This is a genomic window from Amycolatopsis sp. WGS_07 (assembly GCF_045278895.1).
Taxonomy (GTDB): Bacteria; Actinomycetota; Actinomycetes; order Mycobacteriales; family Pseudonocardiaceae; genus Amycolatopsis.
The window spans coordinates 8,857,749-8,870,797 of the sequence record NZ_CP136053.1 but is presented as its reverse complement, the minus strand read 5'-3'; the positions used below and the strand labels follow the sequence as shown (position 1 = coordinate 8,870,797).

General features: G+C 69.7%; 11 protein-coding genes and 1 pseudogene. 4 read left to right on the top strand and 8 right to left on the bottom strand.

Annotation, left to right across the window (positions count from 1 at the left end):
• The first annotated feature begins 27 nt into the window (after window positions 1-27).
• Window positions 28-783: an SDR family NAD(P)-dependent oxidoreductase gene (locus RPX00_RS41655; protein ID WP_406633992.1), complete on the top strand. Its 756-nt coding sequence runs from the start codon at window positions 28-30 to the stop codon at window positions 781-783.
• Between the two features lie 51 nt (window positions 784-834).
• On the opposite strand, the gene RPX00_RS41650 is transcribed toward RPX00_RS41655, so the two are convergent.
• The 8 genes and pseudogenes from RPX00_RS41650 to RPX00_RS41615 all read right to left on the bottom strand — a co-directional run bounded on the left by RPX00_RS41650 (window position 835) and on the right by RPX00_RS41615 (window position 10,799).
• Window positions 835-2,223 carry a beta-N-acetylhexosaminidase gene (locus RPX00_RS41650; RefSeq protein ID WP_406633990.1) on the bottom strand — a complete coding sequence of 463 codons (1,389 nt, stop codon included), beginning with the start codon at window positions 2,221-2,223 and terminating at the stop codon, window positions 835-837.
• A gap of 2 nt (window positions 2,224-2,225) precedes the next feature.
• Window positions 2,226-3,080, bottom strand: coding sequence for a carbohydrate ABC transporter permease (locus RPX00_RS41645; RefSeq protein ID WP_406633988.1), 855 nt, complete (start codon window positions 3,078-3,080; stop codon window positions 2,226-2,228).
• Window positions 3,071-3,991 (bottom strand): carbohydrate ABC transporter permease, encoded by a 921-nt coding sequence (locus RPX00_RS41640; protein ID WP_406633986.1) that lies wholly within the window; start codon window positions 3,989-3,991, stop codon window positions 3,071-3,073. Before RPX00_RS41640 ends, RPX00_RS41645 begins: the two co-directional genes overlap by 10 nt.
• Before the next feature lie 3 nt (window positions 3,992-3,994).
• A complete protein-coding gene (locus RPX00_RS41635) occupies window positions 3,995-5,278 on the bottom strand; it encodes an extracellular solute-binding protein (RefSeq protein WP_406633983.1) in 1,284 nt (427 codons plus the stop codon).
• Between the two features lie 73 nt (window positions 5,279-5,351).
• Window positions 5,352-6,485: a lactonase family protein gene (locus RPX00_RS41630; protein WP_406633981.1), complete on the bottom strand. Its 1,134-nt coding sequence runs from the start codon at window positions 6,483-6,485 to the stop codon at window positions 5,352-5,354.
• 31 nt (window positions 6,486-6,516) lie between these two features.
• A complete protein-coding gene (locus tag RPX00_RS41625; RefSeq protein WP_406633979.1) occupies window positions 6,517-7,908 on the bottom strand; it encodes a GntP family permease in 1,392 nt (463 codons plus the stop codon).
• Entirely contained in the window at window positions 7,905-9,500 is a 1,596-nt protein-coding gene (locus RPX00_RS41620) for an amidohydrolase family protein (protein ID WP_406633977.1), read from the bottom strand. The genes RPX00_RS41625 and RPX00_RS41620 overlap by 4 nt, the downstream gene beginning before the upstream one ends.
• A pseudogene (locus RPX00_RS41615) lies at window positions 9,500-10,799 on the bottom strand (amino acid deaminase). Before RPX00_RS41615 ends, RPX00_RS41620 begins: the two are co-directional and overlap by 1 nt.
• 150 nt (window positions 10,800-10,949) lie before the next feature.
• Here RPX00_RS41615 and RPX00_RS41610 point away from each other — a divergent pair.
• The 3 genes from RPX00_RS41610 to RPX00_RS41600 are packed head-to-tail and all read left to right on the top strand — an operon-like array spanning window position 10,950 to window position 13,029.
• Window positions 10,950-11,891, top strand: a complete 942-nt coding sequence (locus RPX00_RS41610) for a sugar kinase (RefSeq protein WP_406643265.1) — start codon at window positions 10,950-10,952, stop codon at window positions 11,889-11,891.
• Window positions 11,888-12,646: an IclR family transcriptional regulator gene (locus RPX00_RS41605; RefSeq protein WP_406633975.1), complete on the top strand. Its 759-nt coding sequence runs from the start codon at window positions 11,888-11,890 to the stop codon at window positions 12,644-12,646. Before RPX00_RS41610 ends, RPX00_RS41605 begins: the two co-directional genes overlap by 4 nt.
• Window positions 12,646-13,029 (top strand): RidA family protein, encoded by a 384-nt coding sequence (locus RPX00_RS41600; protein WP_020660357.1) that lies wholly within the window; start codon window positions 12,646-12,648, stop codon window positions 13,027-13,029. The genes RPX00_RS41605 and RPX00_RS41600 overlap by 1 nt, the downstream gene beginning before the upstream one ends.
• The last annotated feature ends 20 nt before the right edge of the window (window positions 13,030-13,049 follow it).

Here is a 13,049-nt window from a genome sequence, read left to right as displayed (position 1 = left end):
GTTCACACCACGCAAGGGGAGCAAGACATGAAGATCGCACTGGTCACCGGCGGCAGCAAGGGCATCGGCCGGGCCATCGCGACGCGGCTGGCCCACGACGGCGCACTGGTCGCCGTGCACTACGGCAGCGACGAAGCCGCGGCCAAGGACACTGTCGCGTCGATCGAGGCAAAGGGCGGCAAGGCGTTCGCAGTGCAGGCGACGCTGGACGAGGACGCATCGACGCTGGCCGACCGTCTCACGGCTGAGCTGCGCGAACGCACCGGCGAAGTCGCGCTCGACATCCTGGTCAACAACGCGGCGACCGGCGCCGGTTCGATCACCACCGCGACGCCGGAGGAGTTCGACCGGGTGTTCGCGGTGAACGTGAAGGCACCGTTTTTCTTGGTGCAGCGCCTGTTGCCGGTGCTGCGGGACGGCGGCCGGATCGTCAACATCTCGTCCGCGGACACGCGCATCGCGTTGCCGTTCGAGCTGGCGTACAGCATGACGAAGGGCGCGCTCGACGTGTTCAGCCGCAGCCTGGCGCAGGAACTCGGCCAGCGGGGCATCACGGTGAACAGCGTCGCGCCCGGTCCGACGCCGACCGACCGCACCGCGCACCTGTTCGCCGACGAGCGGATGCGCGCTGGCATGGCGGGTGCGTCCGCGCTGCGGCGGGTGGCCGAACCGGCCGACATCGCCGATGTGGTCGCGTTTCTGGCCTCGGCGGACTCGCGGTGGGTGACCGGGCAGGTCATCGACGCGACCGGCGGGACGCTCCTGGGTCCGGCTGGGGTCTAACGACCTGGCGAGGTCCGTGAGGGGAACTGGGTTCCCCTCACGGACGGCGGATCAGAGCGGCCGTCCCGGCGCGTCCGGCCGGGTCTGCCACGGGTGCGGACCTTCCAGCGGCCGGTACTCGACGCCGAGCGCGTCCAGCCGCGGCAGGTGGTGTTCCCGCAGCCGGGGCAGGAATTCCGCGTAGTCGCGCGGTCCGCTGCTCCACGCGACCTCGGCGAACGCCGACAGCCGCGGGAAGGCCGCGTAGTCCGTCCGCCGCACGGTGTCCAGGTGTTCGCACCACAGCTGCGCCTGGACGCCGCGCACGCCCGGTCCGGATTCGGGCTCGAAACCGTAGAAGTGTTCGAGGTCCTGCAGAAATCCGACCGGGATCGGTTCGTCCGGATGGTCGCTCTGCCGGTGGTCGAGGTACACGCCGTCCTCGGGGCAGAGAACCACCTCGTGCCCGGCCCTCAGCGCCAGCGACGCCCGTTCGCGGTCCTGCCACACGCCGATGACCATCTCCGGCAGGTCGCCGCCGTCGAGGACCTCGTCCCAGCCCATCGGCGTGCGGCCGCGGGCGGCGAGGTGGTCCGCGATCGCCCGGACGAACCGGTGGTGCGCCTCGGTGATGCCGGGCACCTCGTCGCCGCCGAGCGCGATCACCGGCGACGGGAAGATGTCCAGCACGTGGTCGAACACCGCGCGGAAGAAGTCCAGAGTGGACTCCGACGGGTCGAGCAGCGAGGTGCTGACGCCCCAGGAAGTCCAGACCTCCCAAGGGGTGTCGGACGCCGGGCCGAGTTCCGGGTACGCCGTGATCGCGGCGCGGGCGTGCCCGGGAATGTCCACTTCGGGCACTACGGTGACCGAACGCGAAGCGGCGTAAGCGACGATCTCGCGCAGATCGTCCACAGTGTAGTAACCGCCGTGCGGACGGCCGTCGCGTTCCGGGCCGTCGTGCCTGCCGACCATCGACGATTTCCGCCAGCCGCCGACGGACGTGAGCCGGGGGAACTCCGGCGTCTCGATCCGCCAGCCCTGGTCGTCGGTGAGGTGCAGGTTCAGCACGTTCAGCTTGTGCGCGGCCAGCAGGTCGACGAACCGCAGCACCTCGGCCTTCGTCCGGAAGTGCCGGGAAACGTCGTAAAGGCAGCCGCGCCAGGCGAACCGCGGATGGTCGGTGACCGTCCCGCACGGCAGTTCGACCGGTCCATTGTGGATCGATACGGCGCGGAACGCGTCCGGGCCGGCCAGCTGGCGCAGGGTTTGGCGGCCGTAGAACTCGCCCGCGGCGTCGGCCGCGTCGAGCGTCACGCCGTCCGGCGCGATCGTGAGCCGGTAGCCCTCGGCGGGCAGGTCCGGTGCCGTCTGCACGACGACCGGAGCGGGCCACGGACAGGTGCCGGGCGTGGCTTCCGCGGACACCGGGCGGGGGAGGAGGGTGTCGAATCCAGGCATGGTCATCCCTTCACGGCTCCGGCCGTTCCGCCGACGAGCCTCCGCTGCACCAGCACGAAAAACACCAGCACGGGGATCGTCATCAGGGTGGACGAGGCCATCACGGCGCCCCAGTCGGTGTCCTCCGGCTTGAAGAACACCAGGATCGCCTGGGGCAGAGTCTGGTTTTCGGTCTTGGAGATGATGAACGTCTTGGCGAACAGGAAGTCGTTCCACGCGTGGATGAACGCGAGCACGCTCACCGCCACGAGCCCCGGCGCGACGAGCGGGAACAGGATCTGCCAGGTGAACCGCATCCGCGACGCACCGTCCAAAGTGGCCGCTTCCTCGAGTTCGGCCGGCACCGCGGCGACGAACCCGCGCAGCATCCAGATCGCGAACGGCAGGCTGAACGCCAGGTGCACCAGCATGAGCGAGCCGAGTTCGTTGAGCCCGAACGCCGGCACCGCGTCGCCGACCTGGCGCATCAGGAAGAACAGCGGAATGGTCAGCGCCTCCACCGGCACCATCTGCGCCACCAGCACCATCACCAGCAGCATGCCCCGGCCGCGGAACCGGAAGCGCGTCAGCGCCACCGCGGAAAGGAACGACAGCACCAGCGACAGCAGCACCACCACGACCGCGACGACGAGGCTGTTGAGGAAGTACCGGCTGAACCCGGAGACGGTGAGCACTCGCTTGAAGCTGTCCAGCGAGGGCGCGAATGTCCACGGCTTCGGATGCGCCGACTGGATCTCGCCGGCCGGCTTGAACGCCGAGAGCACCATCCAGTACAGCGGGAACGCGACGACCGCGGCGATCACCACGGTCACGATTTCGGCGACGAGCCGCGCGGGGCGGCGCACTTTCACAGCCATGCGGCACTCCGGCGCTGGGACCGGACGTAAAGCCCGGTGATCGACAGCAGCAGCAAGGTCATCACGACCCCGATCGCCGAGCCGAGCCCGTACTCCTGCCCGGCGAACGCCTGCTGGTAGGCGTAGACGTTCAGGATGAGGTTCCGGCCCGCGACGCCGCCGCCGTTGGTCATCACGTAGATCTGGGTGAACACCTTGAAGTCCCAGATGATCGACTGCACGGTCGCGATGGTCAGCAGCGGCCGCACCGCGGGCAGGATCACCGACCACGTGGTGCGCCAGACCGAGGCCCCGTCGAGCGCCGCCGCCTCCAGCGTCTCCTTCGGCACCGCGCTGATCCCGGCGTACATGGTGACCAGCACGAACGGGAACGAGCACCAGATCACCTCGGCGGCGACCAGCCCGAACGTGCCGACGGTGCCGAACGTCCAGGAATGGTGCGCCATCCCGCTGAACCCGATGCCCGAGAGCACCTCGTTGACCAGGCCGAAGTCGGTGTCGAAGAGGAACAGCCAGACGTAGGAGCCGGCGATCGCCGGGGTCGCCCACGCGCCGAGCGCCGCCAGGAACAGCAGCGTGCGCGGGAACGCGCGGACCCGGCTCGCCAGCACGGCCAGCGCCGTGCCGACGACCAGGCTGCCGACCACACAGGCCGCGGCGAACGCGACCGTCTTGCCGAGCACCGTCCAGAACTGGGCCTCGGCGAGCAGGTTCGCGTAGTTGTCGAGGCCGAGGAACACCAGCGGGGCCGCCCCCGCCGCCTGCGGCTGGCCGTAGTCGTAGAGCGAGATCACGACCAGCTGGTAAATCGGGTACACCAGCAGCGCGCCAAGGAGAATCCCGGCGGGCAGCAGGTACAGAAGGGCTGCGCGGCCGTCCCGGCGGACGGTCGCGGAACGTACCGCGGCCACCGGTCAGCCGAAGTTCTTGTTCATCGCCGCGGCGGCGTCGGCCAGCGCGGCGTTCGCGTCCTTGCCGCCGGTGGCGATCTGCTGCACGGCGGTGGGCAGGACGTTCTGGCTGTCGATCTTGGACCACGCCGGAGTGCTCGGCACGAACTTGGTGCCCGCGGCGAGAGTGTCCACAAAGGCCTTCAGCGTCGGGTCGCTGGCGGCGAGCTTCTTCTGCACCGACGCGAGGGTGGGCAGGTTGCCCATCGCCGCGTACATCTTCTCCTGGTACTTGATCCCGGCCAGCAGTTCGGCGAACTGCACCGCGAGACCGTGGCGCTGGCTGGCGCCGAACACGCCGAGCAGGTTGCCGCCGGCGAACGCGGGGGCGGTGGAGTTCGGCGTGGTGCCCGGCAGCGGCATGATCGCGTACTTGCCCTTGACCGAACCCTGTTCGACTGCCTTGCGGTTGAAGTCGCCGCCGATCACCATGCCCGCCTTGCCGCCGGCGAACGCGGTGACGCTCTGCGTGCCGGTGAGGTTGGCGCAGGCCGACGGCGGGCAGCTGTCGTCCTTGATCAGGTTCGCGTACGCGGTGACGCCCGCCTTGGCCTGCGGCGAGTCCACAGTGGACTTCCACTTGCCGTTGTCCTGTTTGGCCAGCTCGCCGCCGTTGGCCCAGATGAACGGCAGCATCGCGTAGGTGTACTTGCCGCCGGTGGCGATGCCGTACATCTCCGGCTTGGCGGCGCGGATCCGGCGCGCGTCGTCGGCCAGTTCGCTCAGTGTCGTCGGCGGCTTGAGGCCGAGTTCGGCGAAGACGTCAGTGCGGTAGTACAACGCGCGGATGCCGGTGTACCAGGGGATTCCGTAGGTCTTGCCGTTCGCCTTCGCGGTGTCCAAAACGGACGGGAGCAGGTCCTTGCCGTCGGACCAGTTCGCGATGTCCTTGCTGAGATCGGAGAGTGCGCCGGTTTGGGCGTAGCTGGCGACGTCGGTGTTGCCGAACTCGGCGACGTCCGGGGCGTTGGACGGGTCGTTGAACGCGCCGGAGAACTTGTCCGCGCGGCCCTCGACCGGGACCCATTGCACGTCGACCTTCACGCCGGCGTGGCTGGCCTCGAACTCGGTGATGGCTTCCTTGACCGCGGCCTCCTTCGGCGCGCGGTTCGCTTCGTCGAACAGCCAGACTCTGAGCGTGCCGTCGGTTTTGTTCCCGCCGGAGGCGGCCGGGCCGGATTGGGTGGGCGCACACGAGGCGAGCAACGCCAGCGCGGCGACAGCGGGCAGGACAGAACGCAGCTTCATCGATGACTCCTGTCGAGGGGACCGGTCGAAGACCGGAAAGACGGGGCTGTGCGGCGTGCCAGCCCCGGTTTTCTCAGACGAAGAAGACGGAATTGACGCTGGCGACCGCGAGCGAGCCCGCGGGCTTGCCGGGCAGGCCGGTGGCCGGATCGCGCGGCAGCCAGGTGACGGTGCCGGAGCGCTGGTTGGAGACGTAGAACCACTTCTCGTCCGGGTCCAGCGCGAGGTGCCGCGGCCAGTTGCCGCCCGACGGTGCCGAGGAGACCAGGGCGAGCCCGGCTCCGCCGTCGGCGACGGTGAAGGTGGCGACGGTGTTGGGCCCGCGCACGGTGGCGTAGACGAACTTCCCGTCGCGGGAAACGGCGATCTCGCCGGGGAACAGGTCGCCGGTGCTGCCGGGCGGAACGGCGGGGACGACGGCGATCGGCGTGAACGCGCCGGTCGCGGAATCCCAGCTGGCGACGGTGATCTCCGCCCGCAGTTCCTGGGCGACGTAAGCGAATTTGCCGTTCGGGTGGAACGCGAGGTGGCGCGGCCCGGCACCGGCGGGAAGGGTGATCTGCTTGTGCAGCTTCAGCTTTCCCTTGCCGGTGTCGAACGAGTAGACGTACACCGAGTCGGTGCCGAGGTCGACCGCGAGCACCCACTTGCCGGACGGATCGGTCACCACCTGGTGCGCGTGCGGCTCTTTGCCTTGGTGCTGCTGAAGATCAGTGGCCGCGCCGAGCTTGCCGCCGGACTTGATCGGCAGCACGACGACGCTGCCGGAGTCGTAATTGGCGGCCAGCACGTACTTCTGGCTCGGGTGCACCGAAAGGTGCGTGGGCGAACCGCCCTTCGAGGACACCGACCCGATCAGCTTCGGCCGAGTCGGGTCGGAGATGTCCAATGCGGACACCGTGCCGGTCTCCGCGCCCTCGTTTTCGTTGGTGACGTACAGGATCCGGCCGTCGCGGGTGCGATCGAACCAGGAGACGTCGGTGAGCTTCGGGACGGTGCGCACCGGCGTGAGCGCGGGGCTTCCGGCCGCGCGCTGGGTGACGTCGAGCCCGTGGCCCGCCGGTGAACTGCTGGTGTAGCTGCCGACGTACACCGTGGCGGCCGCGCGGGGCCGGGACGCCGCCGTGGCGAGCTGTGCGCCCACCACGGCGGCGGCCCCGGCCGCTCCGACTGCGCCGACGAACGTGCGGCGGGAAATCGCGGTCATCGAATACCCCCGGAACATCTGCCGATGTGGTTCAGACCAATGCCATCACCAATGCTGCCACACCGAAACCGCTCAAGGAAAGGACTGTTTCCAAAGCCGTCCAGGTTTTCAGGGTTTGCGTCACGGTGAGCCCGAAATACCGGGACACGATCCAGAATCCGCCGTCGTTCACGTGCGAGGCGATGATCGACCCGGCCGAGATCGCGACGACCAGGAGCGCCAATTGCGCTTGCGAGTAATGCAGTTCCATCACCGTGGGCGCGACGATGCCGCTCGTGGTCACGATCGCGACGGTCGCGGAACCCTGCGCGATGCGCATGCCGCAGCTGATGATGTACGCCGCCAGCAGCACCGGAAGCCCGGCGTCGCCGAGAGAACCGGCCACCGCCTTGCCGATCCCGGTGGCGGACAGCACCGCGCCGAAGAACGAACCCGCGCCCACGACAAGGAGAATCATCGCGACCGGACGCAACGCGTTGGCCGACAGCTGAGCGAGATCAGCGCCGCTCATCCCGCGCCGTCGGCCGAGCAGCCACGACGCGAGCAGGGTCGCGATGGTCAACGCGATAGCCGGGGTGCCGAGGAACGCGGCGACGCCCGCGCCTGCGGAGCCCTTGGGGAGCAGGATGCTGCCGAACGTGCCGACCAGGATCAGCACCAGCGGCACCGCGATGATCCCGCCGACCAGCTTGAGCGACGGCGCCGGGCCCTCCTGCTCGCCGTCCTCGCCGGCGAGCTTGGCGAAGTCCTCGGCCAGCGGCACGTCCACCCGCTTGCCGATCCAGGTCGAGTACAGGATGCCGCCGATGAACCAGGCCGGGATGCCGCAGACGGCGCCCATCAGGATCAGCCAGCCGAGATCGACGTGCAGCAGCCCGGCCGCGGCGACCGGCCCCGGGTGCGGCGGGATGAAGGCGTGCGTGATGGAAAGCCCGGCCAGCAACGGCATCGCGTACAGCACGATCGACCGGCCGCCCTGCTTCGCCGCCGCGTAAACCAGCGGCGCGAGCACGAAGATGCCGATGTCGAAGAACACCGGGATGCCGAAGATGAGACCGGACAGGCCCATCGCGAGCGGCGCGCGTTTCTCGCCGAAGGTGCGCAGCAGCGCGGCGGTGAGCACACGCGCGCCGCCGGATTTCTCCAGGATCGAGCCGAGCAGCGTGCCCAGCCCGATGATCGCCGCGATGTGCCCGAGAATGCTGCCGAAACCCTTCTCCAGCAGCGAATCCGACGTCTTCTGCGCGGTGCCGACCAGGGTGCCGACCGGAACGCCCGCCGCCAATGCGGTGAGCAGCCCCACCACGATCAAGGCGATGAACGGTTCGACTTTCACCTTGATGATGAGGAAAAGCAGCACCGCGATGGACACCGCGGCGAGGGTGAGCAGACCGGCCGTGCTGGTCTGCAGCCAGTGAATCATCGTCGACTCCCGGGATGGCGAAGGGAATGCCCGGCGAGCGCGCCGGTGGGGGTTCCGTCTTCGAGCGCGGCGACGCCGTTGACGAAGACGTGGGAGAGGCCCGCGGCGGGCTGCCGCGGATTGTCGAACGTCGCGGTGTCGGCGACCGTGTCCGGGTCGAACAGCACCAGATCGGCCGCGTGCCCGGGCCGGACGAGGCCCCGGTCGGACAGCCCCAGCCGCCGTGCCGCGCGCCCGGTGAGGTGCGCGACGCAGTCGGCCAGTTCGAGAACGCCCAGTTCGCGGACGTAGCGCGCGAGATACCGCGGGAAGGTGCCCCACGCGCGGGGATGCGGCCGCGCGCCGACCAGCAGGCCGTCCGAGCCGCCGGTGTGCGTGCGGTGCCGCATGATGGCCTGCACGTTCTCCTCGTGCCCGACATGCATGAGGCAGGACGTGCCGAGCTTTTCGTCGATCAGCGTGTCGAAGTACAGCTCTGCCGGTGGCTTCCCGGCGGCGCGCGCGGACGCGAGGACGCTGTGGCCCACCAGCGCGGCGTTTTCCTCGCGGCGGACCCCGTTGATTTCGATGGCGTCCCAGTCGATCGGGACGCCGTGCGCACCGTCCGAACCGGACTCTTCTATCTCGGCCCGGATCCGTTCGCGAGTGTCCGGATCGGACAGTCGGGCGAGCGTTGGTTCCAGCCCGCCTTCGGTGGACCAGCTCGGCAGCAGCGCGGACAGGTAGGTCGCGCCGGGGAGATACGGGTAAGTGTCGAGGGAGATGTCGCAACCGTCGTCGAGCGCGTTGTCCAGCAGCCGCAGCAGATCCGGCGCTTTGCCCTTGTTGACCGAGAAGTTCATCGTCGCGTGCGCGAGGTGCAGCGGGCAGCCGGAGCGGCGGGAGACGTCGACCATCTCCGCGAACGCCTCCAGCGCGCCCGCGCCGTAGCTGCGGTGGTGCGGGCTGTAGTAGCCGCCGCGCTCGCCGACCACCCGGCACAGCTCGACCAGCTCCTCGGTGGTCGCGTACATCCCAGGCGTGTAGGTGAGCCCGGACGACAGGCCGAACGCGCCTTCCGCCAGCCCGGTCGCGATGAGTTCCTTCATCCGGGCCATCTCGGCGTCGGTGGCCGGCCGGTCTTCCCAGCCCACCACCAGCATCCGCACCGTGCCCTGCGGGACCAGGTACGCGGCGTTCACCGCGATGCCCTGGTCGAGCCGGTCGAGGTACTCGCCGACCGAACGCCAGTTCCAGTCGAAGCCGGCCGGGTCGTCGTTCCATCCGGCCAGCTGCTGGCGCAGGCTCGCGAGCACCTCGTCGTTGACGGGCGCGTAGGACAGGCCGTCCTGGCCCAGCACCTCGGTGGTGACACCCTGGCTGACCTTCGCCAGGTGGTCCGGGTTGGCGAGCACCTGCAGGTCGGAATGCGAGTGCATGTCGATGAAGCCGGGGGAGAGGACCTGGCCGGTCGCATCGAGCACGCGCGGCGCGATCAATGCTCCTGGCGCGGCGACGTCGGCGATGCGGTCGCCAGTGATCCCGACGTCGCGGATCTCCAGCGGGGCCCCGGTTCCGTCGGCGACACGGGCGCCACGGATCACGAGGTCCATCAGAACCACGTCCGCACGAAGTCGACCACCGTCTCGCCGTCGCTGTCCACGACGGGCAGCAGCGACCACTTGTCGAACGTCGTGCACGGATGCGACAGACCCAGCCGGACCCAGTCGCCGACCTCGACCGGCGATCCTTCGGGCAGTTCGAGGAACGCGTGCTGGTCGTTGAGCTTCGGCACGGCGTGCCCGGACAGCTCGGTGACGACGCCGTTCTTACGCAGCAGCTGCGGCTCCGGCATGCCTTCGTCGTAAGGCAGATCGCGCTTGCCCGCGGTGAGCAGCGCCAGCTCCGGCGTCGGCTTCGACGTGACCTGCGCCCAGGCGTGCAGCGCGGGCCGGAAGCTGTCGACACCGGCGATGCGCGGGTGTTCGCCGAGCGGCGAGATCTCGCGGTAGAAGCCGTCGTCGTGCGTGAGATACGCGCCGCTGCGCAGGATCGGAAGCACTTCGAGACCGTCCGGCCACGGCTTCGTCAGCTCGTCCACCACGCGGTCGAAATACGCGCTGCCGCCCGCGGTGACGTACACCGGACCCTCGGCGAGCAGGCCCTTCTCCGCGAAGGTGACCGTCGCGTCGCGCAGACTGTCCACATAGGAACTGATCTTCGTCAGCGCCGCTTCGTCGGTGTGGTGCGAAAGCGCACCCTCGTAGCCGCCGGTGCCGCAGAAGGCGCAGCACTGGGCTCTTCGCCGCCGCCTCAGCCACGGCCAGCGCCGTCGCCGCGTCGCGCACGCCGGTGCGGCCGCCTTCGCCGCCTAGCTCCACCAAGACATCCACCGGTCGTTCGGCGCTGGCGAGCGCTTCGGTCATCAGCTCGACGCTGCGCACCGAGTCGACCCAGCAAACGAACTCGAACTCCGGATCCGCCGCCAGTTCGCCGGCCAGCCAGCGCAGCGCGGACGGGTCCACGAGCTGGTTCGCCAGCAGGATCCGCGACACGCCGAACGCACGGTAGATCCGCACGTGCCCGGCGTTCGCCGCGGTGATGCCCCACGAGCCGTGCGCGAGCTGCCGGGCGAACAGCTCCGGAGCCATGGTCGTCTTGCCGTGCGGCGCGAGCGCGATCCCGCGGTCGGCGCACCAGCGGGCCATGGTGGCGAGGTTGTGTTCCAGCGCGTCCGCGTCGATGACCACGAACGGACCGAAGAAGCCGTCGTCGAAGAGCTTCGCGCGGCGGGCCGCGGCTTCGTCGAGGGTGAGCCCGGCGAGCGCGGGCGGGAGTGCGCGGAAGCGCCAGTCGATCCGTTCGCCGCGCCCGGCTTGGACGGCGGCGGTGAGAGCGGCGTTGCTGTTCATTCGGGACCTCGGTTGCGTATCTTGCAACGGACGTTGCGCAAAATGCGTTGCATAGGTGTAGCATCCGGGTCGCCACAGGTCAACGGGGAAGGGACGTCAGTGACCAGCAGTCCGACCGGATCGCCCGAAGTGCTCTGCATCGGCGAGTCGATGGCGTTGTTCGTGCCCGCCGAACCCGGTCCGCCGGACGAGGTGCGCACCTGGCTGCGCACCGTCGGCGGCGCGGAGTCGAACGTCGCGTGCCACCTGCCCGCGCTCGGCGTCCCGAGCGGATGGGTGAGCGCGGTCGGCGACGACCCGTTCGGCCGCGCGCTCGTCCGCGAGATCGCTTCGGCGGGGGTGGACGTGCGCGGCGTCGTGGTCGACCCGACCCGCCCGACCGGCCTGTACGTGAAGGAGAGCGGCGCGGGCGGCAGCCCGGTACGCTACTACCGCTCGGGCTCCGCCGCGTCCGGCATGGGGCCGGAACTGGTGTCCCAGCTGGACTTCACCGGCGTCCGCGTACTGCACCTGTCCGGGATCACGCCCGCGCTTTCGGACAGCTGCCTCGCGCTCGTCCGCGCGCTTCTCGACCGTCCGCGCGGCGACCTGATTGTGTCGTTCGACGTCAACCACCGGCCCGCGCTGTGGACCGGACGCGACCAGTCCGTCCTCGCCGAACTGGCCGGGAAGGCCGACCTGGTGCTGACCGGCGACGACGAGGCGGAACGCGTGTGGGGCACCGGCGATCCGGCGCGGCTGCGCGCTCTTCTGCCCGGCCCGCGCACGCTGGTGGTCAAGCACGGGGAACGCGGCGCGACGCTCGTCGAAGGCTCGGCCGAACCGCTGTTCTCGCCCGCGCTGCGCGTGGACGTCGTCGAGCCGGTCGGCGCGGGCGACGCCTTCGCCGCCGGATTCATCGCGGCGACGCTGCGCGATGCCGACCCGATGACCAGGCTCCGCCGCGGGCACCTGCAAGCCGCGGCGACGCTGCTGACGCAGGACGACGTCGGCACTCCGCTGGCCGAAGCCGTCGTGACGAAGCTGGTGCGGGCGGACGCCGACAGCTGGGGTTCCGTCCGGCTCACCGGAGAGGGAGTGGTGGCCACGTGAGTCAAAGCCTGGACCGCGCGCTGACCCTGCTGGGCGGCCTCGCCCGCGGCGGCAAGACGCTCGACGAGCTGGCCGAAGAGATCGGCGTGCACAAGACGACCGTGCTGCGGTTGCTGCGCACGCTCGAATCGCACCACTTCGTGCGGCGCGAAGGGGCCCGGCACTACCGGCTCGGCAGTGCGCTCTTCGACCTGGCCAACCAGGCGCTGGAAGACCGCGACGTCCGGCGCAGTGCGCACGAAGCGCTCGCCGCGCTGAACCTGCGCACCGGGCACACCGTGCACCTTGCGTCCTATGAGGACGGTGAAGTGGTGTACATCGACAAGTTCGAGGGACACCACGCGGTCCGGATGTACTCGCGGGTCGGCAAACGCGCGCCGCTGCACTGCACCGCGGTCGGCAAGGTGCTCGTCGCCGCGATGCCGCGGGCCAAACGCGAGGAGATCGCCCGCGCGATCGACTACGTCGTGCTCACCGCCAACACGATCACCACGCCCGAGCAGTACCTGGCCGAGCTGGACCAGGTCGCTGAGCGCGGGTACGCGGTGGACAATGCCGAGCACGAGGACTTCATCCACTGCATTTCCGCACCGGTGCGCGGCGCGGGCGGCGAAGTGCTCGCCGCGGCGTCGATGTCGGTGCCGAAGGTGCTGCTGGACTACGAAGGGCTGCTGGCGCTCGTGCCCGAGCTGCTGGCCGCCGCGGAGGAAGCTTCCGTCCACAGTGGATGGACGGGGAACGGAAAGGGGCAATGATGGGCAAGACGGCGATCACCAGCGAGAACGCGCCGAAGCCGCCGGCGAACTTCTCGCAGGCCGTCCGCAAGGGGAACATCCTGCAGGTCGCCGGCGCGGTCGCGTTCGACCCGGCCACGAACGAGATCGTCGGCGACGACGTGGTGAGCCAGACCCGGCAGGTGTTCAAGAACCTCACCGCGCTGCTCGACGAGGCGGGCTCGAGCTTCGCGGACGCGGTGATGGTGCGCGTGTACCTCACCGACACCAGCCACTTCGCCGCGTTCAACGAGGTCTACAACGAGCTGATCGGCGAGGCCCCGCACGCGGCCCGCACCACGGTGTACGTCGGGCTGCCCGCCGGTCTCCTGGTCGAGATCGACGTGCTCGCCGTCCTGGACTGAGCCGCACGGGTGCCCGGCCT